The sequence below is a fragment of the Butyricicoccus intestinisimiae genome (assembly GCF_018918345.1).
Classification (GTDB): Bacteria; Bacillota; Clostridia; order Oscillospirales; family Butyricicoccaceae; genus Butyricicoccus_A; species Butyricicoccus_A intestinisimiae.
Genome location: NZ_JAHLQI010000010.1, coordinates 1 through 23,950, shown reverse-complemented (window position 1 = coordinate 23,950; position 23,950 = coordinate 1). Strand labels below are relative to the sequence as shown.

The following is a 23,950-nucleotide window of genomic DNA, read 5'->3' as shown; positions in this document are numbered from 1 at the left end:
GTTGCAATTTAGACGGAAATCCAGTACACTATATGAGGTGATTACATGAAAACAATATTTGGCCCGGCGGGCAATGCAGTGTCCTTTACACAGGCGGGCTTTCAGGCGACGAAAGATGCGCCTGCATGGATCGCTGCAAAAGGTCTGACTGCGTATGAGTATCAGTGTGGACGCGGCGTTCGCATTGGGTCAGAAACTGCAGGTCTCATCGGACAAGAGGCACAAAAGCATGGTATTCAGCTGTCGCTGCATGCGCCGTATTTTATCAATTTGTCCACCGATGAGGCGGAAAAGAAACAGAAGAATATTGGCTATGTGTTGGAAAGCTGCCGTGCGGCGCGCTACATGGGCGCAGACCGCATTGTCGTTCATACCGGCGGCGTGGGCAAAAAGCGCACGCGGGATGCCGCGATGGCAAACAGCCGCGTCAATGTCCGCGAAATTTTGGCGGCAAAAGAAGATGCGGGCTATACCGACATCACGATTTGTCTGGAGACGATGGGAAAAATCAACGTGATTGGCACCGCACAGGAAATCATGGAGCTGGTTGCGCTGGATGATCGGCTGCTGCCGTGCATTGACTTCGGGCATCTCAATGCGCGCACACACGGCGAGATGGCGACACGAGAAGAAGTTGCCGCTCTGTTTGATTTGATGGAACAGACCATCGGCATCGAACGGGCGAAAATCTTTCACAGCCATTTTTCTAAAATTGAATACAGCAAGGGCGGAGAAGTCCGCCATTTGACATTTTCTGATGAAATCTATGGTCCGCCATTTGAACCGATCGCTGCGGAGACGGCGGCGCGCGGCTATACACCCAGATTTATCTGTGAGTCTGCCGGCACGCAGGCGGAAGATGCCGTGACCATGATGCATATCTATCAAAACTATATGAAGCAAACAGGTTGAATCAGAAGCAGAATCGAGGCAATTTTTTATGCTGAAGCAAATTCAGGAAGCCCTGCGCCAGGCTGATTTTGACGCAATTTTGATTACCAGTCCGCAAAACCGACGCTATGTGACGGGGTTTCCGTCCTCGGCAGGCGTTTGCGTGGTGACAGAGAAGAGTGGGTATCTGTTTACGGATTTCCGCTATATTGAAGCGGCAAAAAAACGCGTCCGCGCGGGCATTCAGGTGGATATGGTGCGCCGGTCTTATGCGGCGATGGTCAATGCGGTGTGCCAGCGCGATGGCGTCAAGACGATTGCATTTGAAGAAGGATTTATGACCTGTGCGGATCATGCACAGTGGGAACCGGCGCTGATGGCAAAGATGCAGCCGATGGGCTCGCTCATCAGCGACCTGCGCGAAATCAAGACGGAAGAAGAAGTCGCGTGCTGCGTCAAGGCACAGCGCATCGCAGAGCGCGCACTGGCAGAGACACTCAATGACATTCACGCCGGCGTGACGGAAAAACATATTGCGTCGCTGCTGGAATTTCGCATGCTGGACTACGGCGGAGAAAAGATGTCGTTTGATCCGATTGTGGTCTCCGGCAAAAAATCTTCAATGCCGCACGGCGTTCCGTCGGAAAAAATCATCGAGGACGGCGATTTTGTCACGATGGATTTCGGCTGTACGTATGAAGGGTACTGCTCGGACATGACGCGCACCGTCGCTGTCGGTCATGTGACGGAGGAGATGGACAAAGTCTATCACATTGTGCTCCGTGCGCAGGAAGCTGGCATTGCGGCGGCAAGACCCGGCGTTACCGGCGCGTTTGTCGATAAGGCGGGCCGTGACATCATCGCAGCAGAGGGCTATGGCGCGTGCTTCGGACACAGCTTCGGCCATGGCATCGGCATTGATATTCATGAGCTGCCGCTGGCAGCACCGCGCTATGAGAAACTTTTGCGCGCGGGCAACATTATTTCGGCAGAACCGGGCATCTATATTCCGGAAAGATTTGGCGTTCGTATTGAAGATATGCTGTGCATTACGCCGGATGGATGCCGAGATTTGACAAATGCGCCGAAACAGCTGACAATTTGTAAGTAAGGCTTGCAAAAGTCGATATAATAGGGTAGAATAATAAGAGATTTACTGAAAATTTATAACTTGTTTTATATGGAGGAATTGTTTTATGCAGGCAGGCGAATTTCGTAACGGTGTTACCTTCGAGCTGGACGGCAATGTATTGCAGGTCATTGAGTTCCAGCATGTAAAGCCGGGCAAGGGTGCCGCTTTCGTTCGTACCAAGATGAAGAACGTCATTACCGGTGCTGTTACCGAGCGTTCTTTCAACCCGACCGATAAGGTAGAGGAAGCTTTCGTAGAGCGCAGAGACATGCAGTATCTGTACAACGACGGCGATCTGTACTACTTCATGGATACCGAGACCTATGAGCAGGAGCCGGTTTCCAAGGAGACTCTGGGCGATGACTTCCGTTTCGTAAAGGAAGAAATGATGTGCAAGATCCTGTCCTACAAGGGCAAGGTATTTGCTGTTGAGCCGCCGATGTTCGTAGAACTGGAGATCACCGAGACCGATCCGGGCTTCAAGGGCAACACCGCAACCAACACCCTGAAGCCGGCTATCGTAGAGACCGGTGCTGAGGTTAAGGTTCCGCTGTTCATCGATCAGGGCGAGAAGATCAAGATTGACACCCGTACCGGCGAGTATCTGGCACGCGCAAAGTAAAAACATAATCAGCTGACTGTACAGCATTGATCCGAAAAGGAGGAATGGAACCATGACTGTAACCGAACGTGTTGCGTATATTCGCGGCTTATTTGAAGGTTTGGAGATCAACGTGGATAAAAAGGAAGGCCGTCTGTTCAAGGAGATGATTACACTTCTCGAGGATATGGCACTGTCCATCACCGATCTGGAGGAAGAAAACGATGCATTACAGGGTGTTCTCGATGCAATGATTGAGGACATTTACGATGACGATGATTCGTATGATGAAGAGGACGTCGACGAGGACGATGCAATCTATGATCCGGACAATGAGCTGTTTGAGGTTGTGTGTCCGAGTTGCGGCGAAGAAATTTACATCGACGAGGCAACGTTGGAGCAGGGCAATATTTCGTGTCCGGCATGCGGTGAAGAGTTGGAGTTTGACATGTCTTCTCTCGATGAGGACGAACCGGCAGATCCCGATGCGGTTCCGGCAGATGATTTTGAAGATGCCGATATACCGGAAGGCGATCTGACAGAGATTTCCTTCGAGGAAGAAAACATTCCGGAAGATGATATTCCGGAGGATGAGGAAGACGACGACTGACGCTGATTGAAAATTTGCAAGGATCGCATGGCTGCCCGCGTGGCCATGCGATTTTTTGCCGAATAACAATGGAAAATCACGGTAAAAAAGTGTATGATAAAGACAGATAGGAAGGAGGGGCTGCGATGACACTGGCTGAGGCGATTGTCCGCGCAAAGGCAGGAGAGCAGGACGGCTTTATCTGTCTGTTTTGGCATACGGTGCCGCATGTTTGGCTGGCTGCGGCAATGTTGGGATGTTCCAAGCCGGGTGAAGCTGTCGTACAGATTTACAGGGATGCAATGGCATCGTTGGACTCTTTGCGCTCCCCTAGCGATCTGCGCGTATGGATTGGCACACGGGCATATGCGGTTTTGTTGCGGCAGGAGGAGAGAGAGGGGACGGAAATCCCATCGCTGTCAGATGCTGCGCAGGCGGCATATTCGTTGATGGGCAAGCTCCCCCGATTGGAACGGCTTGCGCTGCTCGTTTTGTGCGGAGAGGGATGCTCTGCGCCGCAGGCGTCGGAGATTCTCTCTCAGCAGGAGATTGAAATCAAACGAGCGCTGCGGCGGGCTCGTCAGCAGCTCTCGGAACAGATGAAGCAAGCGTATCCGGCTGTCAGCTGCAATATGAATGGGCTGATTGCGCTGCTCGCACAGATGCGCACAGAACAGACGGAGGCTGACAAGGCGCAGCTGCAAGAGATGCTGTGCTGTGTGCAGACCGGCGAAGCCTATACACAGCCGGAAGCTGCGGAACAGCTGATCACAGCCGATCATGCGGACATAGAGGACAAATCGGAAGAAAAAAGCGGATTTTTTCATAAGTTATTCCGTTCCCACCGATTTGGATAACAGGATTTTCGGAACGGAACGAAGGGTCTCCCTGCGTTCCGTTGCTTTTTGAGCGGAAAGAAGGAGTGGCTGGAAATCAAGACACAACATTGGGATACTGCTGACAAATCAAACCATTACGATGCAATAAAATTTGTGGCGACTTTTTTGGTCGTTTTGGCGCATGCATCCAGAATGTATACGGGAACCGGCGTGGTCATTCCATACAATGCCAGCGACGGACTCAATCATTTGACCAACATCATCTATTCGTTTCATATGCCGCTGTATATGTCGGTTTCCGGTATGGTATATGCGCTGTGCATTCATGATTATCAAAAATATCAGGACACCGCACGGTTCTTGAAAAACAAAGCGGTTCGTCTGCTGATTCCGTATGTGTTTTTTGGTATTTGCTATGTAGCACCGGTCATGTGTCTCTTGGGCTTTACCGATCAATCTTATCTGCGGTACTGCTGGGACGGCATTGTTCTGGCGCACAATAACAGGCATCTTTGGTATATCATTGCCCTGTTTGAGGTGTTTGTCGTGTGCGGCGCAGTCAAAGCTGTGGTGGAAAACGTGATGCCGCACGGCTCGCATGCCGGCAGAAAGATTTTGCGGCATCCGATTGTGTGCGTCCTGACCATTGTGCTGCTGTTTGCCGTTTCCCATGAATCCGGCAGAGCGCCATATTTCTTCTCGCTGAGCAGCTGTGCATTTTACCTGATATTTTTCTATTTCGGATATTGTTTTCACACGCAGTATGACACCGTGATGAAGTATCTCAAGCATCCGGCAGTCATGGTGATTTGTCTGGCGGCATTGGTTGTGCTCAGCGAGCAGACGGCTTGGCACATGCGCATGATAAAAGCGCTGTTCGGCGGCTGTTTTGCCATCGGCGCAACATATTATATGCCCAAGCACATCATGCAGTGTGCATGGGTCAAAAAGCAAATCAAGAATGGATTTGGCATCTATCTGTTTCATCCAATGATTATTTATGTGCTGTATGTCTGGCTGGGACAGCGGGATATACAGCCGTGGGTATTGTGTATTGGCATTGCTGCCGCGGCATATCTGGCATCGGATTATTTGACGCGGCTGCTGCGCCGGTGCGGATTGGGTGTTCTGATTGGCGAAAAATAAATCCCGCAAAAATGATATAGGAGGAAAGTATTATGTCTAAGACAAAAGAAGTTCAGCAGCAGATGATGGCTGCAATGAAGGCAAAGGATGCAGAACGCAAGGCGGCGCTGTCGCTGCTGCTGTCCGCCCTCAAGGCAAAGGCAAAGGACAAGCGTGAAGATCTGACCGAAGAAGAGGAGAACGCCATCATCCAGAAGGAAATCAAGCAGACCCGCGAGACGATGGAAGCTGCTCCGGCTGACCGCGATGACATTCGCAAGGAATGCCAGTATCAGCTGGATGTCTATAAGGAATTTGCTCCGGCAGAAATGAGCGAGGAGGAAATCCGCAAGCTGGTACAGAGTGTTCTGGATCAGCTGGAAATTACTGCACCGACCATGCGCGATAAGGGACCGGTTATGAAGCACCTGATGCCGCAGGTAAAGGGCAAGGCAGACGGCAAGCTGGTCAACAAGATTGTTGGGGAGATGCTGCAGGGATGAAGCGCCTGATTTTTATCGGAGAGCATATTAAGCAGGCGGCAAAGGTTTTGTTTGCGGAAGATGACCGCTACACGCCGCAGATGGCGGCGCGGTGGCCGGAACTGGAGGTCACGGTGCATCATGACGGCAGATATGCCGTTTGGGTCAATCTCATGGATGACGCTGAGCTGCTGCAGGATACCATTCCCGATCACAAGAATCTGGTGCGGCAGATTGCAGGCTTTGCGGATGAAGTCATTGAGGACTGAGAGAACAAATGAGAGCAGCGCAGGTACGATACCTGCGCTGCTTTTTTGTGTGCGGGGAAGTGCTTCGACTGCCTTTTTGCGTGGCGCATGCTACACTGAAAAGCAGCAACGAGCAAAGGAGAGTGGAACATGCTTACATATATCCGCACAGAGCAAAAAGATGACCGACAGCGCACATGGTATGGGGTGCTGGCGCTGCAAGACGGAGTGCCTGCCGCACGGGCGGATCTGCTGACAACAAACGGATGGTCTGCACAGGCGCTGGTGGCGCGTATGAACGACTTTCAGGCATCGCTGGTACATTTTCATGAGCTGATAGATGACTACGTTGCATTGGGCATATGAGGACATAAAAAAAGCCCCGCAGAGCATACGCTCTGCGGGGCGACTGATTGCTCAGTCATAAGGTCTTTTGACCGGATGTGTTTATTTGCAGTATCTCTGGATATGCTTTGCAGTCTCTGCAGCAGCGGTCTTGATGTTCTCGTCGGTGGTCATCTCGTAGTAATCCGGACGGAATACTTCCATGGTGATGAAGCCGTTCTCGAAGTCGTAACCGATTTCCTTCAGCGTGTCAGCGAAACGCTTGTGATCCAGGCAGCCGCGCGGGTCAGACGGCCACAGACGCTTTGCATCGGTGTTGTAGCCAGCGCCAGCCGGTACATCCTCGGTGTCGTTCAGATGCCATACGAAGATCTTGTCGCCGTCAGCCTTTTCCAGCTTGGACCAGTCAGAACGCATGCCATTGAAGTGGTACTGGTCGAGGGTAACGCCCATCAGCGGGGAGTCAACCAGCTTTACAATCTCGTAAGCGTCATCGAAGGTGTTGATGGACATGGACGGAGCGCCGCAGAACTCGAGGGACAGCTTCAGGCCGGTCGGCTCGCACTTCTTAACCATTTCCTTCAGAACAGCAACAGCGTCGTCACGGATTTCCTGACGGGTAGCTTCGATGCCCTTCTCGTTCAGGTCGCAGGACGGAACAACAACTACCATGTGGCAGTCCAGTGCAGCGCACTTCTTGATGATGTCGTCCAGCTCGTCCATCACTGCCTGCTTCTCCTCAGCAGTCTGCTTCATGTTGAAGAAGCACAGTGCGTTGTAGGACAGCGGAACGATGTCGTTTGCCTTCATGAATGCGTTCAGTTCTTCCAGCGTGCCGCCTTCTGCCAGATACTTGTCCAGGCAGTCAAAACGGATGTCGATGCCCTTGAAGCCATACTTTGCACAAGCCTTCAGGTCAGCCATCAGGGACTGATCTGCACAACCGCGGTTGCCATCCCAAGTACAACCCTCGTTAAAACCCATCTTAAGCATGATGTGTAGTCTCCTTTTCCTTGTTGTTGTCGGAGAGCAGATGCTGTGGCATCTGCTCTCTTGTATTTCGTTCGAAAATTGTGTCTAAGTAAAATTACTTCTTGTAGAAGTCCGGAGTGCCGCCGGTAACAACCTTCTCAGCCTTGCCGGAAGTCTGGGAAGCAACCAGAGCGTCAGCAGTGATGGAAGCTACGTAGCCGTCCCAAGCAGAGGAACCGCCGGTCTCACCCTTCAGTGCATGGTCAACCCAGTCCTGAATCTCTACGTCGTAGGAATCCATGAAGCGCAGGATCCAGTTGTCCTCGATCTTCGTGGATACGTTGTTAGCAAAACGTACGGTCGGGAAGGACGGGCACGGCAGGTTGATAACGCCGTTCTCGCAAACAACTTCACAGTTGATGTCGTAGCCGAAGCCGCAGTTTACGTTTACTTCCAGCATGGTCACGATGCCGGTCTTGGTCTTCATGATCATGACCTGCGGATCCTTCAGACCTGCATGAGCCTTGGAAGAAGTCTTCGGCATGATGCACTGTACTTCATCCCACTCGTCGTTGATGAGCCACGGCAGAACGTCGATCTCGTGAATTGCGGTATCGGTAACAGCCATTGCGGTGGTGTAGTCCTCAGCAACGCCGTCAGCGCGATGGGTGCACTTCAGAATCATCGGAGCGCCGAACTTGCCGTCGTCGATGAGTTCCTTTACCTGGTTGTAGCCGCGGTCGTAACGACGCATGAAGCCAACCTGTACCAGATGCTTGCCGGAAGCCATCTCAGCGTCGACGATTTCCTTGCACTCTGCAGCGGTGTTGGTCAGCGGCTTCTCGGTGAATACCGGCTTGCCTGCTGCGATAGCCTGCAGGATCGGGATCTTGTGGAACTGACCCGGAGTGGTAACTACAACTGCATTAACGTCAGGATCGTTAATAGCCTCAGCGGAATCAGTGTAAACCTTGGTGCCCGGGCCAGCAATCTCTGCTGCTGCCTTAGCGCCTGCCTCAAATACGTCGCATACTGCTACTACAGTAGCGCCCTTGATTCTGTTCTGGATACGGTCGATATGCTGCTTGCCAATCATGCCACAGCCGACCAGAGCGATTTTCAGTTCATCCATGTCAAAAACCTCCAAAATCGAAATACGAACCGGCGTCGCGCCGGTGTTCTCTGTTGTTGTGACTACAGTATACCGAATTTTCTTGTGCAAATCAATAGAACAAAATGCCCAAAATTCAAAATATTTGTACAGAAGCACCAGACAAGCGCTGAAAAATCGCCAATTTTACAGAGGGAAAAGCGTAAAATATGGATAATTCAAGGAAAAATGCAACTTTTTTCTCTTGTAAAAATAATTTTAATATTGCGTTCACGTGAACGCATACACGTCAAAGTGACGAAAAACGGCTGGGATTTTTTATAAAATTTGACGAAAAAACTCTGCCGCGCTGCTTTTTCGAGGAAAAACAGCGGGCAGAGTATCGTCAAATTACACATTGTATTTGTTTTTAATGGAGATATCGGTATAAAAATAGCGGGTTTCCGGCGATTTTCCGGAGAATACACGGTCAAAAAGTAGCATAACCGGTTGAAAACCCTGCGTGTGCGCATCCTGACCAATCAAGAAGTCTATACGACTGTCAAGCAGATTCTGTATGTTGTTTGGTACGAGGTCGAAACAAATGACGCGTACCTTGCCCGCATATCCCATGCGATCCAGCGCACGGGACACACCGGCCTGACCGCCGGCAGCCATGTAAATCGCCTTGAGATCCGGATGCCGGCGCAGCGTCTGTTCGGTCAGCTCCTGCGTGGTGATTTCATCATCCTGACAGTATACGGCAGGCAGTGTGCGCAGATTCGGAAAGCTCTTTTTGATTTCGTCGCAAAAGCCGTGAATACGCAGGGCATGCGAATGATTGTAGTGATAACCGGAGATGGGGAGAACCAAGCCGCCGTCGTTGGTGATGGCGTTGACCAGTCCGGCACAGGTACGGCCGGCAAGCTCACTATTCTGACCGACAAAGCACATGCGCTTGGTGTCGTCAATGTCAGCGTTGAACGTCACAACGGGGATGCCTGCGTCTACCAGCGCGTTGATTTTCTTTTTGATGCGCGGGTCGTCCGCCGGACAGATTGCCAAGCCGCTGATGTCCTCTGCGAGCAATTCGTCAATCAATTGCAGCTGTACATCCACATCCAGACCGATACCTTCTCGGATGAGAACCTCACAGCCCATGGTGGACACTTCGCGTGCGGCGTCATCAATGCCGGAGCGCAGCAGGTGCATAAACGGTGTTTCGGTTGCCTGTGCGATGACACCCAATTTCATTGGTCGGTGCGTCATTGCCAGCGCTTTTCCGGCGCGATTCGGCTGATACCCAAGATCGTCTGCGATTTTGCGAATGCGCTCCGCGACCTCCGGTTTGACGCGGCCGCGGTTATATAATGCACGGTCTACCGTGCCACGAGATACACCGGCAAGCTCGGCGATTTGTTTGAGTGTGACAGCCATGTTGAGACCCCTTCCAGTGAATATACGAAAGAATGATTGTACCACATTATCACAGTGTGCGGTAAAACGTTCTGAATGAAATCATTCTAACTATTTTAATCTAGCATGACTGGGAGAAAAAAGCAAGTATTTTTCGCCAGAACGGTTTGACGCATCCGCGCAAGAGGTCTATTCGTTACTGCGAATTGCTGGATTTTGCCATGAAAATACCCAGTGGTATTTGGCGGGATTGTCTGGTATAATAAAATAACAAATTTCAAGAGGAGAGACATATATGAAAAAAAGAATATTGGCTGGATTGGCGCTTGCTGCAATGGCAGCGCTGCTGCTGTGCGGCTGTACTCGCAGCACGTACACGCAGGAGGATATCGGAGAGCCGCCGGCGACCATTGATGAGACGACCATTCTCGGCACATGGTATTTTGAAGGCCATGAATCCGCGACCATTCAGTTTCATGAGGACGGTACCTATGAGACCGACAATGAAGGCAAAAAGGGCAACGGTACCTATACGCTGAGCGATGACTGCAAGACCCTGCATCTCAAAGAAGAAACATCTTCCGTGGATGAAGACGTCTCTGTTATGTACGGCGATGATATTTTATATCTGATCTGGAAGAGCAGCAGAGAACAAATCTTTACGCGCAATATCGGTCAGGATGCACCGGGCAATTCCAAGTGACAAACAAATCCCATACCCGCACTTCAATTTGTGCTGGGTATGGGATTTTGTGCGTTTTGCGAGTGTTTTTCTAAGACAAAAGCCCCCTGCATCAGGAACTGCAGGGGGCGCGGAGATTGTGTTTAATTGTCTTAAAAGCTATCATTGGGGATAAAGGGCTGGAAGACAGCTTATGCTGCCAGTACCAGCGGGGAGAATACGATGTAGAAGATAGCAGCGACGATCAGGCCGATAATGGTCAGATGCCAACGATACTTCCACGGAGTCAGGTCAACTGCACCAACATCCGGTACGACATACTCTTCGCACGGGCGAACCTTCTGCAGAATGAACATAATCAGCAGGTAGATCGGGAACAGAACAGCCATTGCGTACAGGTAATGGATCTCTTCGGTGGTTCCCGGATAGCACGGCTTGAGGAGCAGGAATGCGCCGTAAACAACGAAATGGATAACAGTAATCAGATACGGAGTGAACTTCGGTACGCGGCGGAACCACATAACACCGAGGACGGTGCACAGTACCGGCAGGGACAGGAAGTTTGCCAGAGAGTTCAGGAAGGTGGTAATGCCGTTTGCGTACATAACGAACGGGGAGATGATGATAGAGATGATTGCTGCGAACGTGCCGTAAGACTTGGAAATCTTAATCAGCTGTGCGTCGTTCTTGCCCTTGCCAAGCTTGGTATCCTTGACAATATCCAGAGTGAACATCGTGCAAGCAGAGTTCAGAACGGAGTTGAAGGAGGACAGGATAGCGCCGAACAGGACTGCTGCGAAGAAGCCCATGATCGGGGTCGGAACAACGTGTGCAATCAGTGCCGGATATGCCATGTCGATCGGGGAAGAAGAGCTGTTGATCGTCTCCTGGATGGACGGCATATGATAAGCAATGATACCCGGGAAAATCAGGTACAGCGGGCCAAGGCACTTCAGGAAGCCACAGTAGATAGCGCCCTTCTGGCCTTCAGCCAGGTTCTTAGCAGCGAGGGAACGCTGAACGAAGGACTGGTTAGTGCACCACCAATACAGGTTGGAGAACAGCATACCAGTGAAGATCAGCGGCCACGGCAGGTTCGGCTGAGCGGAGTTCCAAGCGGACCATGCGTTCAGCTTTTCCGGCTCGTTGTGCAGGATATAAGACCAGCCGTCAACAATGCCGGAACCGCCAACTTCGTGACCCAGAACTGCCAGAGCGATGAACGGGATCAGGAAGCCTGCAATCAGAAGACCAATACCGTTGATGGTATCGGATACAGCAACGGCCTTCAGGCCGCCGAAGATTGCGTAGCAAGCACCTACAATACCAATAACTACACACAGAACGGCAATAGCAGCGAACTGGTTGCCGTTGAAGATAGACAACTTGTCAAAGTTAAAGATTCTTACAAATGCAACGGAACCCGAGTACAGGATAACCGGCAGGTTCAGGAAGGAGTACATCAGTACGATGATAGCGGAGAACATGAGCTTAACGCCCTTGCCAAAACGCTCTTCCATCATAGCCGGAATGGTGGTGGTACCCATCTTCAGGTAACGCGGCAGGAAGTAATGAGCCAGGAACAGCAGAGTGAAGATGGAACCAACTTCAAATGCGGACGGGCTCATGTTGGTCTGCCAAGACTGGCCGTTCAGGCCAACCAGCTGCTCGGCAGACAGGTTTGTCAGCAGAAGGGAACCTGCGATGACGTAGCCCGGAAGGCTGCGGCTTGCGAGGAAGTATCCGTCTGCGGATTCGAGGTTATCGCCCTTGGTCTTTACACTAGCAATAACTGCTACTAAGATCGTGAAGGCCAAGAAGGAGATAATAACCCAAATGTTGGAGTTCAGAAAACCCATTTATTTTTCCTTCTTTCTTTATATTTCCTTTTGTTTCACATGTTGCTTCCCCAAAAGATCGCTTTTAAAATTCTCTAAATAACACTCTCTCCATAAAAGAACATATCTTTCGGTATGGGAAAAACAAAGTCACACAAAAGTAGTCTTTGAAATTCGGAATCGAATCTGAGTAACCTTTTCCTTTGTTGTTATGGATGCATAGGATCGTATTCTATGCCTTTATGAAATTATAAAGGTGCAACGGGAAGGTGTTACATAATGTTGCGTTCACGTGCACGCAATTGGGAGAAAGAAAAGCGGATGATTACTGGCGATTTCCTTTTTGCCAGCATCCGCTGTTTTTTGTATCCGTCCAATTGTACAAGGTGTCTGCGCCACGCCGGAGATGCGATGTCGGCACATTTCAAATAGAAACTTCTACTATCCTGTGCGAGAACAAGAATTCTCTTTTGTGCATTATGCTTTCCACGCTTATAAATTTACCATGATATGCCTTGAATTGCAAGAGAAAAGCACGACTTTTTTCACAGCAGAATCACCAGATATTTTTGCATCAAATTGTGACAGCGTACAGAGAACTAGACAAGTGAGGAAAGCGGTATAATGTACAAACTATGCACGTAATATGGCATTGAGGTGGAGAAATGTGCTATTTTAAGGTAGTATCCGGCAGAAAAATGGCGGCTGCACTGCTGATAGGCATGGCGGTGTGCGCTGCAGGTTGTCTGGTTTTTCGGGCAGGAAATTGGGTCAGTGTGTCAGCTGCACAAAAGGAACTTCCCATCTACAGCGTAGAGCGAAAAGACAAGGTCTGTGCCCTGACCTTTGATGCGGCATGGGGCAATGAGGACACCCAACAGCTCATTGACATCTTAAAAACGGAGAACATTCAAGCGACGTTTTTTGTGGTAGGTGCGTGGGTTGACAAGTATCCAGAATCCGTCAAAGCGTTATCGGATGCCGGACATGAAGTGATGAATCATTCCGCAACGCATCCGCACATGCCGGATTTATCCACAGAACAAATGACGGAAGAAGTACAGAGCTGCAACGAAAAGATCAAAGCGATTACCGGCGTGCAGCCGACACTGTTCCGCCCGCCATACGGAGATTATAATAATGCGGTTATTTCCACCATGCGTTCGATTGGCATGTATTCCATTCAGTGGGACGTGGACAGCTTGGATTGGAGAAACCCAGCTCCGTCCGAAATTACCAAAAGAGTAGTCGAAAATGCACAAAACGGCAGCATTATTCTGTTTCACAATGCTGCTGTTAACACGCCGGCAGCACTGCCTTCCGTGATTGCGGGGCTCAAGGCGAAGGGCTTTTCGTTTTTACCGGTCTCCAAGCTCATCTATACGGAAAATTATACGATGGATCACACCGGACGGCAGATTCCGAATACGGTGGGATGATTACGTGCAATAGCTTCTTGATGCTGTTGTAATTGAGACGGTTGATGCGCTTTGGTCGGTGCTGGTCAACCGTCTTTTTTTATTACGTGTTGTTTACTAAGATAAACAACAAAGCGAATACGATAAAAATAATATAAATGATATCACATTTTTTCATTGAAAATCCCTCCGTACTATGATATACTTGAAATATACAAGAGGGGCGAACCTCTTGTATACCCTGTTGCATTACGATAAGAATTTATGTAATGCGGTTAGGAATGCTGACGCGCCTATGAGAAGCTGATTCAACATTCCAATGAGCTGTAGCAGAAATTCCCGTTTCTGTTTCAGCTCTTTTCTTTTTTGAGTTAAAAACTGTTTTAATCTATCCATATTGGAATGTAAATTCCCGTCTGCAAAAGGACATGAGGTAGAATATCGCGGTTTTAATCTATCCATATTGGAATGCAAATGACACGATTCCCGAAACGTTTACAAAACGAGTTTTTGACACGCAATGGGATGGATGGTATACTATTTTTATACCTTAACCATCAAAACGGAACCGGCTTTTTATGAGCTTATATAGCAGTGTGAAAAACGAATAGATATTTGGAGGAAAAACGATGCATTACAATGGCCCGGTCATTCGGCCGCAGACCGATGCAGACAGTGTGTTTATTGAAGTGACTGTCGGCTGTACGCATGACAGTTGTACCTTTTGCAATTTTTACGATGGATATCCATTTCGCGTGGCGCCGCTGGAACAGGTTGAAGCGGATTTGAAAGAAGCGGCACAGTACAATCCGCACGCCAAAAAGGTATGGGCATCTGGCGGAAATCCGTATGCGTTATCTACGGAAAAGCTGGCAGTGCTGGCAAAATTGTTCAAAAAATATTTGCCGGAAGGCAGAATTTCCACCTATGCCCGTGTGGATGATTTGCTGCGCCGAAGTGTAGAAGATATGCGGTATCTCAAGCAATTGGGCTTTGAAGATATTGTCGTAGGCATTGAAAGCGGCGATGATGAGGTACTGACACATACGAAAAAAGGATATACTGCCGCAGATATTCTCGAGGGATGCAAAAAGCTGGAGCAAGCAGGTGTTGATTATCGCGTGATTTATCTGGGCGGCTTGGCCGGACATGGAAAAGCACATGAGAGTGCAAAAAAATCCGCCGCACTGCTCAACCAGCTGCATCCGTATTTGATGATTCTCACGACTTTGGCGATTTTGCCGGGAACGGAATTATATGACGAATGGCATGCAGGAATCTTTCAGGAAGTCACAGAGCGCGAGCGGCTGGATGAATTTCGCACCCTGCTTGCCAATATGAACAATGAAATCGTTGTTTTTTCTGCGACATCGACAAATTCGATGCCTTTTGTCGTGCATATGCCGTTTGAAAAAGCAGAAATCGTACAAAAATTGGATGCCGCCATTGACAGCATGACGGATGAAAAAGAAGCGCGTATCGTGGAAAGCCGGCACCGCATGACAAGCGTATAATGAAAAATTACCTCTTTACAGCTGTGATATAATAAAAGAAAAACAGAAAAAGAGGCGAAGAACATGCAAATAAGCTTGATTTTGATGGAAGAAATTGCAAAACTTTTCCTGATTATGTTTATGGGCTATGCGCTGGTGAAAACAAAGCTGCTCCGTGTGCAGGACAGCAAAGTTGTATCGGTGATTTTGGTCTATTTGGTCATCCCGTGTATGATTGTTCACGCATTTCAGATAGATGATTCTCCGCAGGTACGAACAGGTTTGCTGTTTGCGTTTGCAGCTGCGGCAGCAGTTCATGTGCTGTTTTTGCTGTTTACAGCGATTTTGCGCAAGCCATGCCGACTGAGTACAATCGAACAGTTGACGGTGATTTATACCAATGCAGGTATCTTGGTGGTACCATTGATTCAAGCACTGCTCGAACAGCAATATGTTGTCTATTCCTGCGGCTTTCTCGTTGTGCAATTGGTTTTGATTTGGACGCATTGCCGCAGTAAGCTGACGGCAGACAACGGAATACAATGGAAAAAGATTTTGTGGAACATCAATGTGATTTCCATTTTCATTGGCGCCGTGTTGTTTTTGTGCCATATCACACTGCCATCTGTGATTGATGACACGATTCAAATGACCGGTGATATGGTAGGACCTATGGGAATGCTGCTGGCTGGTATGGTCATTGCGGATATTCCGCTAAAGCAAGTTTTTACAGCGTGGGGCAATTATAAAACCGTGCTGCTGCGGCTGCTCGTGTATCCGTTGTTATTGCTGGTTTTGTTTCGCGTCATGCATGTGACTGGCATGGTTGCAGACGGCAAAAATATTTTATTGACGGTATTTTTGGCCTGCATTACGCCGGCATGTGCAACCGTCACTTCCATGGCGCAGTTGTATGACAAGGATGCGGCAAAATCCAGCGTACTATATGTTTTGACAACGATATGTTCCATTGTCACAATGCCAATCATGATTGGATTATATTGTGCGTGGCTATAAAAGACAAAAAAATCACGGCGTCGTGCCGTGATTTTTTTACTTATTCTGCGAAATAATTTTGTTTTCCGGGACGCATAAAGTATTTTTGATGCATGTACAGAGAGATGAGCAAAGTCAGCGCTTCTGCTGCCGGAACGGCAATCCAAGCGCCGTTGATGCCGAGAAAATGCGGAAGCACAAGCAGACAGGCTGCCGTAAAAACAAAGGTACGGCAGAACGAAAGAATTGCGGATACTCTGCCGTTGGATAATGCGGTAAAAAATCCGGAAGATGTGATGTTGACACCGCTGAACAAAAAGCAGAAAGCGAACAAGCGGAATCCGGTCAATGCCAACGGGAAGGTCTTTGCGTCGTGGGTAAATATTGTAATAATCGGGCGGGATAAAGCTTCTGACGCACCCAACAAACAGATCGAGGATGCGATGACAAACAGGAAGGAAATCCGGTATACGCGCCGGAGCAAGATCTTGTTTTGCGCGCCGTATTGAAATCCGACAATGGGCGCAACGCCAATAGAAAAACCGAGATAGAACGAATTAAACAAAAACTGGCCGTATAATAAGATAGTAATGGCTGCAACACCGTGTTCTCCGGCAATGCGCATGAGAACGATGTTGAACAACACGGTTACAACCGCCATAGACAGCTGAGAAACCATCTCGGAAGAGCCGTTATAACAAGCCTGCAGCAGTTCGCGTTTGTAAAAAGAAAATTTGGTGAAATGCAGTCCTTGTTTGTTTGTCAAGAAGAAAATCAAACCGACAACAGCCGGAATACATTGTCCGATGCCGGTTGCCAAAGCAGCACCGGCAACGCCGAGCTGAAAGACAACAATAAAGAGATAATCCAATACTGCGTTGGAAATACCTGAGCCGATAGACAGCAGCAAACCGAGCGTTGGTCTCCCTGCTGTCACAAAGTAGGATTGGAATAATACCTGCAGCACGCAGGCGGGAGCAAAGGCAAGCAGCGTGCGCAAATACATGTTGCAGTCGTGAAGAAGCACGTCATTGGCTCCCAAAAACAGAGAGAGCGGCGTGGCAAATATCTGAACCAAAATGGAAATGAGAACGCCCAATCCAAGGGCAATGACGACATATTGCGTCAAACAGGCATTGGCTTTTTGCGGACGATCTTCGCCGAGATAACGGCTGATAATTGCGTTGCCGCCGGTGGCAAGCATGGTCGCAAAAGCAATGGCGATATTGAGAACCGGATAGACGATATTTGTCGCGGAGAGTGCATTGCTGCCGACAAAGCGGGAGACAAAAATGCCGTCCACAATTGTATACAGCGACATAAACACCATCATGACAATAGATGGCGCTGCGAATTTTAATAAAGACCATGGGGTAAATCGCTGATTCAGCGACGAACTCATAAAAATATCTCCTTTCGATGTACTTTTTTACTTGACATTTGACAGTATATCTTAAGATTTGCCATACAAAACAACCTCATTTTCAAATGATTTTATGTGTACAGATACATATAAGCGAAAGTATACCATAAATACTCCCAAAAGGGAACAGAAAGAAATGGGTATAACAAAACCACGGTGCGTGTGCATCGTGGTTCTTAAATACGACCTTGTTTTCTCAAGTTGTTAATCTCCTCTGCTGTGAGTTTTTGAGGTTTTCCCGGCATCGAAATTCTATCTTTGAAAGCTTCATATGCATCATTCTTCGTTTGCACTGCTATGGTGTCTTTTTCGTTCTGCATGTGTTTGTGTTCTTCATGAGCTTCCTTGCCCGAAAGTTTACCGCCATCCAGCATGAGATATCAACCCCTCTCGATACCGTGAGTATAGCTATTCTTTAAGAATTTGTCAATCACTCGTTTTCAACTCAAAAAGAAAAGAGCTGAAACAGAAACGGAAATTTCTGCTACAGCTCATAAGAATGTTGCCTTAGCTATTGTTGACAATGGAGAACGCAATGGATATAATAAAAATAGACAAAAAGAACTGCTTTATATGATGTTTTTTTGTGCGCTTTGTCAGGAGTCAAAAAACGATTAAATAGGGAGCATGTTTATGAAAAAAAGAGCGTTTTCTATGGTGGTTGGGTTGCTGTCGGTTCTTGCTCTGCTGATGTCAGGCTGTGGGACACCGGAGCAGGAGAAGGAACCTGTGGTACAAGAACAGCAGACGGAGCAGACTTCCGTGTTCTTGGAAAAGTGTTCATTGACACTGCCTGTGTGCACAGTATCTTTGAATACACCGGACAATGAACTGGCAATTCAAGAAAAGTATGGTCTCACGCTTGATGAATGGAATGCCCTTGCGAATGATTCCGATAGCTTTTTGCAATTGGATATTCCGGAGTGTTCGGATCCGGACGCCAGCGTGAATGCCGAAGCCACGATTACGGCAAATGGTGTTACAGATACGATGTCTCTGACAGGCAGGCTCACAGAAATCAAGTTGGACAATGGAGATCAATGCTTTGCCGGTGGGTTATCCGGATATTTGAACGGAGATAGTTCACGGGAAAATACAGTTACGCTGTCTGTAAATTATGATAAGACTGCGCAGGCTTGTTATGTGACAGCACAGATTGGCGATACACTTTGTTTAGACTTCGGAACGCCTTTTGACGGACAGAGTGAGATTTACCAAAAGCTGAAAGATGCACAAACATAAAGAAAATGGACGCATCGGATGGAACAACCCATCCGGTGCGTTTTCTATTGATGCTTACATATTTGGATAAGAGAGGTGGTTTAGAAACCAGCCTTGCGCAGGTTTTCGCGGCCGATGGAAGCCTTCTCCAGCGGAACGTCGAAAGACTTCACCGGGAACAGATCCTGCTCAACAACGCACCAGCCGTCATAGCCGCACGCGACGAGAGCGTCATGCATAGCAGCGAAGTCGATGCTGCCCTTGCCCGGCTCTACCATGATGTCCTCGGTAACAGCTTTAGCGAAAGACCACTTGTTTTCGTCCATCTTTGCCTTGACAGACAGGTCGCAGTCCTTGAAATGGATGTACGGAATGCGCTTTGCCCACTTCTTGTAGAAGGAGATTGGCTCGCCGCCGCCGTATACGTGGTGACCGGTATCAAAGCACAGATCTACGTTGGTGTCGTTGAGGAAGCGCTCAATCTGCTCCTCAGTCTGCACATGGCTGTCAACGTGCGGATGGAACAGACCCTGGAAGCCGTTTGCAGCACAGCGGTCAGCACACTTCTGTACGTTTGCGCAGTACTTTGCCCACTCCTCATCGGTCAGATCCGGATTCATTTCCAGCTCGCCGGTAGCGAGGTTGGTGTACATCGGCGGCAGCAGCACGATATACTTGGCGGACGGGAAGTTCTTGAGCAGGGCAGAGATGTCGTCAATGTCCTTGAGCATCTGCTCAACATTTGCGTCATCCAGATAGTTGCCGCCCTCGGTAGCACCAACCAGCGTCAGACCGCGCGCGTCAATGGCGTTCTTGAGAACCTGCGGGTTGTCGTTCGGCATGTAGCCCCACGGGCCGATTTCACAGCCGTCGTAGCCTGCAATTTTCATTTCGTCGAGGCAGCGCCACCACTGCGGCTGCTTTGCGTTGTTCGGATCGCTTGCCGGGAACCATACGCCCCAGGAATCCGGAGCAATACCAATTTTGATAGACATAGTTTTTCCTCCATCTATTTTCTGGAGCCACTGCCGGAATATATTCCGGCAGTGGCGGATATTTCTTCTGTGACGATTACTTTACGTCAACCCACTCGCGGGTCTTGGAAGACTCGATAACAGCAGCAACGGTGCGGTCAATCTTGTAGCCGAACTCAAAGTCGGTGGTGTAGTCAGCGCCATTGGTGATTGCATCGAACAGAGCATGTACTTCGAGGATCTTCATATCGTTGTAAGCGATAGAGATGCCGCCTGCCGGCTGGAATGCGGAGTAGCCCTTCATCTGCGGGTTCAGCAGTACGGTGCGGAAGCCGCGGTCACGCTCGTTGTCGCTCTGGAAATATACCTGAACTTCGCCCATGCGCTCCAGATCGTAGCGAACAGAACCCTTGGTGCCCTGAATCTCATAGCACAGGTAGTTCTTGCGGCCGGTAGCTACACGGGAGCAAGCAATCTGACCGATTGCGCCGTTTGCATACTCAGCGGTGAAGGTCATGATGTCCTCGTTCTCAACGTCAACCAGCTCATCGGAACCAGCGCACTTCGGACGCTTCGGGAATACGGTGGTAGCAACTGCGTTTACCTTAGAAATGTCGCCCATGATGAACTGGGAGATGGACAGCAGATGAGAACCCAGATCGCCCAGAGCGCCGCAGCCTGCCAGCTTGTTGATGTGTCTCCAAGTAATCGGCAGGGACTCGTCAAGCAGCTGATCCTGATCGTAGGTGCCGGTGAAGCGCATGATCTTGCCCAGTGCGCCGGACTGAACCAGCTCACGAACGTAAGCGTTTGCCGGATTCTGAGTGTTGTTGAAGCCAACGTAGTTTACAACGCCCTTCTGAGCAGCCAGCTCAGCCAGTTCCTTGGACTCCTCAGCGGAGATGGACAGCGGCTTCTCGCAGTATACGTTCTTGCCGTTTTCCAGAGCCGCCTTAGCAACCTCGTAGTGGAAAGCGTTCGGGGTTGCGATGTCAACCAGATCAACGTTCGGATCGGTTACAACGTCGTGCCAGTCGGTGGTGATGCGCTTAAAGCCGATTTTCTTCTGTGCGGACTTTGCAGCTTCCTCGTTTGCGTCAGCAACGATCTCGAAGGATGCAACGCCGTAGTCAGGACCAAACAGCATCTCAGCGTCAGCCAGTGCAGAGGAATGAGCCTTGCCCATCCAGCCGGAACCTACCAGACCAATACGGATTTCTTTCATTTTCTTTTCCTCCTAAAAATGTTCTTTCAATGGTGATACATAAAATTTACTGATTTTTTTACAGCCTTGGAAAGTTCGAAAATCAGGGAAAAACGTTTTGTTTCTTTGGTTTTTGTTCGTGCTTTTTCGTTTGACTGTGCCCATAGTATACGGCGAAAATCTGGAAATGTCATTGCATAGAGTTTTCCTGTTCTATACATAAATTATCATTTATCTAGAGAAAAACACAACCTGCACAAATACGGTGGGATGTATTTGTGCAGGTTGTATAAAACGATGTTCTTTTGTGTATAGAACGGCGGAAAGGAGCGCATTTATGTCAAATCGGATTTTTTCGAAATTGACTGGGAGAAACGCCGACGCGTGATGAAAACAGGTTGCTAAACGTGGTGATGTTTGGATATCCGACACTGTTTGCGATGACTTTCACTGGCTGATCCGTCGTTTTGAGCAAATGCTTCGCCCGATTGATGCGCACAAGGATGATGTATTCGTGCGGGGAGTACCCGCACTGCTTTTTAAACAGGCGGGAGAAGTAAAATTGACTCATGTTGACATGCCGCGCCAGCTCAGGGAGCGTCAGGGGTTCTCCGTAGTGCTCGCCGATATATTGAATGGCAGCCTCTGTGGCGGTCTGGGCGTTGCCGGTGTCTGTGCAGGATTGAGTGGCATTGCCGGTAATCAAGGAAATCCAGATAGAATAGATCCGCAGAGACAGCGGTGCCTCTGCAATAAATTGATTGTTGCGCCAAGCGTATAGAATATCCAGCATCAGCCGATGCACTTCGGATGCGCTGGAAGAATCAAAGACCGGTGTGCGGTATAGGCTGCATACCTGTTCAAACAGCTGCGGGCTGTTGCTGCCGTCCAGATGCATCCAGACGAATTCCGTATTATCTATTGTATGATATTGGTGCGGTTGCGTACAGTCCAGAACGACCAATTGTCCGCGGTGCGCGATGATGGTGCGATTATTTGCCGTGACAGAAAGCCGGCCGCTGCGGATGTACATGAGCAGATAGCGTGCGTCCGGATAGCGGGAGCGGTCAATTCGATAGTCTTTATCTGTATAATAATAACCGCAGGATGTCATATAAAACAGCATGCTGCGTGCTTGTTCAGAAGGGCTTTGAAAATATAAATCTGATCCGTTGCAGGTGCCGGCTTCGAAACCGAGCATAGTTAAGATACCTCCTTAGGAAAATCATCCATTGAGAATACGTCAAATTGTAGCATCTAGTTTGCGAGATGTCAAAATGGAACCATGTGCCCGCTTGCAAAAAATCGCGGGGAGAGCAAGATAACGCAAACAGGGGATGTAAAGAAATGTGTGAATCGGTGGTTGTTCGTCACTATAATAAGGAAAAACGCGGGAAATTGTTGAAAAATATGCGTTTTTCTTGGTGAATGTCGGACAGATGTACGAAAGAGTATTTTATCCAAAGCAAAATACACAAGATGAACAAGGGAAAGCCCGTGCACATTGAACAATGTTACGGAGAAACCATTGAGAAAACAAGGAAATGACAAGAAAATCTCACAAACTATACAAAAAAAGAAAAAAATTTTGTGCAATTTAATAAGAAAATCACAAAAAGAGCACGATTTCGCAAATCAATAGCAGGAAATGTTATTTATTTGCACGGGACAAAACGGTACAATGCATACATAGAAAAACACAACAGATGACAAGAGAGATAGAATGTTGTGAACAAAGAAAAGGAGAATGACCTATGAAAATGAAGAGAATTGCAGCGATGCTCTTGGCAGGCGCCATGCTGACAGGTCTGTGTGCTTGCGGCAGTTCCGGCGGAGACGACAAGAAGGCGGCAGGCTCCGGCGGCGGCAGCGCAGACGGTGCAAAGATCAGTATGATTCTCAAGACGACCTCTGCAGAGTACTGGCAGTATGTACAGGCTGGCGCAGAAGCAGCGGCAAAGGATCTCGGCGTAACCGTTGATGTAAAGGGCGCAACCTCTGAGACTGCATACGATGAGCAGCAGAACATGATTGAGACTGACGTGCAGTCTGGCGCATATGATTCCATCATCATTGCTCCGCTGCAGGGCGATCAGGCGGCAACGCTGGTAAAGGGAACCAAGACCCCGATTTTTGCGGTTGATACCAATTTTGATGCACCGGAAGTTATTTCCTTCATCGGTACCGGCAACGAAGATGCGGCAGCACAGGGCGGCAAGGCTGCAGTAGAGGCAGCAAAGGCAGCAGGCTGGGAAAAGATCGAATGCATCGAAATCTGCGGTGTACAGGGTGACCCGACCAACACTGCACGTTACGAAGGCTATAAGAAGGGCGTCAACGAAGCTGGCGGCACCTTCCTTGAGAAGGAAACCCAGTACGCAGATGCAGTTGCAGATAAGGCTGTAAACTCCATGGAAGCGATCATGCAGACGCATCCGGAAGGCGTAGCAATCATCTGTGCAAACAATGATGATATGGCTATGGCAGCAGCTCGCGCAGCAAAGGGCAACAAGGCATACGAAAAGACCATCTTCCTCGGCTTCAACGGTGACCGCGCAGCATGCGAGGCTATTCTGGCAGGTCAGGAGACCATGTCTGTTATTCAGGACGCTTACGGTATGGGCTACAAGGCTGTACAGGCTGCAGTAGATAACCTGAACGGCAAGAAGCTGGATTCCTTCATCGACTCCGGTTCCGGTATCGTTGATAAGGACTCCGCACAGGAGCGTCTGGATCAGCTGTCTGAGTACCTGAAGTAAGAGAGACACAAGGGCAGAAAAGAAACGATCATATGGGGTGCCCTTATCGAAGAAAAATCGGTAAGGGCACCACTTTTCCTCGCAGGGAAATAGAGAAAAGGGTGAAAATCAATGAGTGAATATGTAGTAGAATTAAAAAATACGACAAAGATATTCCCCGGTGTAGTAGCTCTTGATAAAATGCAGCTGGCGGTCAAGCCGGGCGAAATTCT

24 protein-coding genes are annotated in these 23,950 nt (G+C 49.0%); 15 read left to right on the top strand and 9 right to left on the bottom strand.

Going from position 1 to position 23,950, the window contains the following annotated elements; all coding sequences use genetic code 11:
• The first annotated feature begins 45 nt into the window (after positions 1 to 45).
• From KQI75_RS12955 to KQI75_RS12915, 9 genes are all read left to right on the top strand, one after another.
• Positions 46 to 912, top strand: coding sequence for a TIM barrel protein (locus KQI75_RS12955; RefSeq protein WP_216471255.1), 867 nt, complete (start codon positions 46 to 48; stop codon positions 910 to 912).
• Positions 913 to 940: 28 nt separating this feature from the next.
• Positions 941 to 2,002, top strand: coding sequence for a M24 family metallopeptidase (locus KQI75_RS12950; protein WP_216471254.1), 1,062 nt, complete (start codon positions 941 to 943; stop codon positions 2,000 to 2,002).
• An 85-nt stretch (positions 2,003 to 2,087) separates the two neighbouring features.
• Complete coding sequence (gene efp / locus KQI75_RS12945; protein WP_216471253.1) at positions 2,088 to 2,645, top strand: elongation factor P; 558 nt, start codon at positions 2,088 to 2,090, stop codon at positions 2,643 to 2,645.
• Positions 2,646 to 2,697: 52 nt separating this feature from the next.
• Positions 2,698 to 3,234 (top strand): CD1247 N-terminal domain-containing protein, encoded by a 537-nt coding sequence (locus tag KQI75_RS12940; protein ID WP_216471252.1) that lies wholly within the window; start codon positions 2,698 to 2,700, stop codon positions 3,232 to 3,234.
• 125 nt (positions 3,235 to 3,359) lie between these two features.
• A complete protein-coding gene (locus KQI75_RS12935; RefSeq protein ID WP_216471251.1) occupies positions 3,360 to 4,070 on the top strand; it encodes an RNA polymerase sigma factor in 711 nt (236 codons plus the stop codon).
• 48 nt (positions 4,071 to 4,118) lie between these two features.
• Positions 4,119 to 5,198 carry an acyltransferase family protein gene (locus KQI75_RS12930; protein WP_281416242.1) on the top strand — a complete coding sequence of 360 codons (1,080 nt, stop codon included), beginning with the start codon at positions 4,119 to 4,121 and terminating at the stop codon, positions 5,196 to 5,198.
• Between the two features lie 32 nt (positions 5,199 to 5,230).
• Positions 5,231 to 5,680, top strand: coding sequence for a GatB/YqeY domain-containing protein (locus KQI75_RS12925; RefSeq protein ID WP_216471249.1), 450 nt, complete (start codon positions 5,231 to 5,233; stop codon positions 5,678 to 5,680).
• Positions 5,677 to 5,928: a hypothetical protein gene (locus tag KQI75_RS12920; protein ID WP_216471248.1), complete on the top strand. Its 252-nt coding sequence runs from the start codon at positions 5,677 to 5,679 to the stop codon at positions 5,926 to 5,928. The genes KQI75_RS12925 and KQI75_RS12920 overlap by 4 nt, the downstream gene beginning before the upstream one ends.
• 129 nt (positions 5,929 to 6,057) lie before the next feature.
• The gene (locus KQI75_RS12915; RefSeq protein ID WP_216471247.1) at positions 6,058 to 6,273 is read left to right on the top strand and encodes a hypothetical protein; all 216 of its coding nucleotides are present in this window, start codon (positions 6,058 to 6,060) and stop codon (positions 6,271 to 6,273) included.
• Between the two features lie 81 nt (positions 6,274 to 6,354).
• Here KQI75_RS12915 and KQI75_RS12910 read toward each other — a convergent pair whose 3' ends face one another.
• The 3 genes from KQI75_RS12910 to KQI75_RS12900 form a co-directional block, all read right to left on the bottom strand.
• Entirely contained in the window at positions 6,355 to 7,245 is an 891-nt protein-coding gene (locus KQI75_RS12910; RefSeq protein WP_246566413.1) for a sugar phosphate isomerase/epimerase family protein, read from the bottom strand.
• A gap of 94 nt (positions 7,246 to 7,339) precedes the next feature.
• A complete protein-coding gene (locus KQI75_RS12905; protein WP_216471246.1) occupies positions 7,340 to 8,356 on the bottom strand; it encodes a Gfo/Idh/MocA family protein in 1,017 nt (338 codons plus the stop codon).
• A gap of 369 nt (positions 8,357 to 8,725) precedes the next feature.
• The gene (locus KQI75_RS12900; RefSeq protein ID WP_216471245.1) at positions 8,726 to 9,751 is read right to left on the bottom strand and encodes a LacI family DNA-binding transcriptional regulator; all 1,026 of its coding nucleotides are present in this window, start codon (positions 9,749 to 9,751) and stop codon (positions 8,726 to 8,728) included.
• A 274-nt stretch (positions 9,752 to 10,025) separates the two neighbouring features.
• Between KQI75_RS12900 and KQI75_RS12895 the strand changes: the two genes are divergently transcribed.
• Positions 10,026 to 10,433 (top strand): hypothetical protein, encoded by a 408-nt coding sequence (locus tag KQI75_RS12895; RefSeq protein ID WP_216471244.1) that lies wholly within the window; start codon positions 10,026 to 10,028, stop codon positions 10,431 to 10,433.
• 170 nt (positions 10,434 to 10,603) lie between these two features.
• Here KQI75_RS12895 and KQI75_RS12890 read toward each other — a convergent pair whose 3' ends face one another.
• Positions 10,604 to 12,271, bottom strand: coding sequence for a solute:sodium symporter family transporter (locus KQI75_RS12890; protein WP_216471243.1), 1,668 nt, complete (start codon positions 12,269 to 12,271; stop codon positions 10,604 to 10,606).
• Between the two features lie 644 nt (positions 12,272 to 12,915).
• Between KQI75_RS12890 and KQI75_RS12885 the strand changes: the two genes are divergently transcribed.
• The 3 genes from KQI75_RS12885 to KQI75_RS12875 all read left to right on the top strand — a co-directional run bounded on the left by KQI75_RS12885 (position 12,916) and on the right by KQI75_RS12875 (position 16,178).
• Positions 12,916 to 13,689, top strand: coding sequence for a polysaccharide deacetylase family protein (locus KQI75_RS12885; RefSeq protein WP_246566679.1), 774 nt, complete (start codon positions 12,916 to 12,918; stop codon positions 13,687 to 13,689).
• 608 nt (positions 13,690 to 14,297) lie between these two features.
• Positions 14,298 to 15,182: a radical SAM protein gene (locus KQI75_RS12880; RefSeq protein ID WP_216471242.1), complete on the top strand. Its 885-nt coding sequence runs from the start codon at positions 14,298 to 14,300 to the stop codon at positions 15,180 to 15,182.
• Between the two features lie 63 nt (positions 15,183 to 15,245).
• On the top strand, positions 15,246 to 16,178 hold the full coding sequence (locus tag KQI75_RS12875; protein WP_216471241.1) for an AEC family transporter: 933 nt from the start codon (positions 15,246 to 15,248) through the stop codon (positions 16,176 to 16,178).
• A 40-nt stretch (positions 16,179 to 16,218) separates the two neighbouring features.
• Here the strand turns inward: KQI75_RS12875 and KQI75_RS12870 are convergent, their stop codons facing one another.
• Entirely contained in the window at positions 16,219 to 17,559 is a 1,341-nt protein-coding gene (locus KQI75_RS12870; RefSeq protein ID WP_216471240.1) for an MATE family efflux transporter, read from the bottom strand.
• A 197-nt stretch (positions 17,560 to 17,756) separates the two neighbouring features.
• On the bottom strand, positions 17,757 to 17,954 hold the full coding sequence (locus tag KQI75_RS12865) for a hypothetical protein (protein ID WP_216471239.1): 198 nt from the start codon (positions 17,952 to 17,954) through the stop codon (positions 17,757 to 17,759).
• A gap of 259 nt (positions 17,955 to 18,213) precedes the next feature.
• Here KQI75_RS12865 and KQI75_RS12860 point away from each other — a divergent pair, with 259 nt between their 5' ends.
• Entirely contained in the window at positions 18,214 to 18,822 is a 609-nt protein-coding gene (locus KQI75_RS12860; protein ID WP_216471238.1) for a hypothetical protein, read from the top strand.
• 80 nt (positions 18,823 to 18,902) lie between these two features.
• On the opposite strand, the gene KQI75_RS12855 is transcribed toward KQI75_RS12860, so the two are convergent.
• The 3 genes from KQI75_RS12855 to KQI75_RS12845 all read right to left on the bottom strand — a co-directional run bounded on the left by KQI75_RS12855 (position 18,903) and on the right by KQI75_RS12845 (position 22,180).
• Entirely contained in the window at positions 18,903 to 19,796 is an 894-nt protein-coding gene (locus tag KQI75_RS12855; protein ID WP_216471237.1) for a TIM barrel protein, read from the bottom strand.
• Positions 19,797 to 19,872: 76 nt separating this feature from the next.
• Positions 19,873 to 21,000 carry a Gfo/Idh/MocA family protein gene (locus KQI75_RS12850; RefSeq protein WP_216471236.1) on the bottom strand — a complete coding sequence of 376 codons (1,128 nt, stop codon included), beginning with the start codon at positions 20,998 to 21,000 and terminating at the stop codon, positions 19,873 to 19,875.
• A gap of 319 nt (positions 21,001 to 21,319) precedes the next feature.
• Positions 21,320 to 22,180 carry an AraC family transcriptional regulator gene (locus tag KQI75_RS12845; RefSeq protein ID WP_216471235.1) on the bottom strand — a complete coding sequence of 287 codons (861 nt, stop codon included), beginning with the start codon at positions 22,178 to 22,180 and terminating at the stop codon, positions 21,320 to 21,322.
• A 553-nt stretch (positions 22,181 to 22,733) separates the two neighbouring features.
• On the opposite strand from KQI75_RS12845, the gene KQI75_RS12840 reads away from it, so the two are divergent.
• Positions 22,734 to 23,738, top strand: coding sequence for a sugar ABC transporter substrate-binding protein (locus tag KQI75_RS12840; protein WP_216471234.1), 1,005 nt, complete (start codon positions 22,734 to 22,736; stop codon positions 23,736 to 23,738).
• The last annotated feature ends 212 nt before the right edge of the window (positions 23,739 to 23,950 follow it).

Coding starts and splice junctions, on each gene's coding strand:
- KQI75_RS12840 (WP_216471234.1), top strand. CDS start 22,734: ATGAAAATGAAGAGAATTGCAGCGATGCTCTTGGCAGGCGCCATGCTG.
- KQI75_RS12880 (WP_216471242.1), top strand. CDS start 14,298: ATGCATTACAATGGCCCGGTCATTCGGCCGCAGACCGATGCAGACAGT.
- KQI75_RS12910 (WP_246566413.1), bottom strand. CDS start 7,245: ATGCTTAAGATGGGTTTTAACGAGGGTTGTACTTGGGATGGCAACCGC.
- KQI75_RS12920 (WP_216471248.1), top strand. CDS start 5,677: ATGAAGCGCCTGATTTTTATCGGAGAGCATATTAAGCAGGCGGCAAAG.
- KQI75_RS12955 (WP_216471255.1), top strand. CDS start 46: ATGAAAACAATATTTGGCCCGGCGGGCAATGCAGTGTCCTTTACACAG.
- KQI75_RS12895 (WP_216471244.1), top strand. CDS start 10,026: ATGAAAAAAAGAATATTGGCTGGATTGGCGCTTGCTGCAATGGCAGCG.
- KQI75_RS12845 (WP_216471235.1), bottom strand. CDS start 22,180: ATGCTCGGTTTCGAAGCCGGCACCTGCAACGGATCAGATTTATATTTT.
- KQI75_RS12900 (WP_216471245.1), bottom strand. CDS start 9,751: ATGGCTGTCACACTCAAACAAATCGCCGAGCTTGCCGGTGTATCTCGT.
- KQI75_RS12860 (WP_216471238.1), top strand. CDS start 18,214: ATGAAAAAAAGAGCGTTTTCTATGGTGGTTGGGTTGCTGTCGGTTCTT.
- KQI75_RS12875 (WP_216471241.1), top strand. CDS start 15,246: ATGCAAATAAGCTTGATTTTGATGGAAGAAATTGCAAAACTTTTCCTG.
- KQI75_RS12915 (WP_216471247.1), top strand. CDS start 6,058: ATGCTTACATATATCCGCACAGAGCAAAAAGATGACCGACAGCGCACA.
- KQI75_RS12905 (WP_216471246.1), bottom strand. CDS start 8,356: ATGGATGAACTGAAAATCGCTCTGGTCGGCTGTGGCATGATTGGCAAG.
- KQI75_RS12935 (WP_216471251.1), top strand. CDS start 3,360: ATGACACTGGCTGAGGCGATTGTCCGCGCAAAGGCAGGAGAGCAGGAC.
- KQI75_RS12870 (WP_216471240.1), bottom strand. CDS start 17,559: ATGAGTTCGTCGCTGAATCAGCGATTTACCCCATGGTCTTTATTAAAA.
- efp (WP_216471253.1), top strand. CDS start 2,088: ATGCAGGCAGGCGAATTTCGTAACGGTGTTACCTTCGAGCTGGACGGC.
- KQI75_RS12855 (WP_216471237.1), bottom strand. CDS start 19,796: ATGTCTATCAAAATTGGTATTGCTCCGGATTCCTGGGGCGTATGGTTC.
- KQI75_RS12940 (WP_216471252.1), top strand. CDS start 2,698: ATGACTGTAACCGAACGTGTTGCGTATATTCGCGGCTTATTTGAAGGT.
- KQI75_RS12885 (WP_246566679.1), top strand. CDS start 12,916: ATGTGCTATTTTAAGGTAGTATCCGGCAGAAAAATGGCGGCTGCACTG.
- KQI75_RS12850 (WP_216471236.1), bottom strand. CDS start 21,000: ATGAAAGAAATCCGTATTGGTCTGGTAGGTTCCGGCTGGATGGGCAAG.
- KQI75_RS12925 (WP_216471249.1), top strand. CDS start 5,231: ATGTCTAAGACAAAAGAAGTTCAGCAGCAGATGATGGCTGCAATGAAG.
- KQI75_RS12890 (WP_216471243.1), bottom strand. CDS start 12,271: ATGGGTTTTCTGAACTCCAACATTTGGGTTATTATCTCCTTCTTGGCC.
- KQI75_RS12865 (WP_216471239.1), bottom strand. CDS start 17,954: ATGCTGGATGGCGGTAAACTTTCGGGCAAGGAAGCTCATGAAGAACAC.
- KQI75_RS12950 (WP_216471254.1), top strand. CDS start 941: ATGCTGAAGCAAATTCAGGAAGCCCTGCGCCAGGCTGATTTTGACGCA.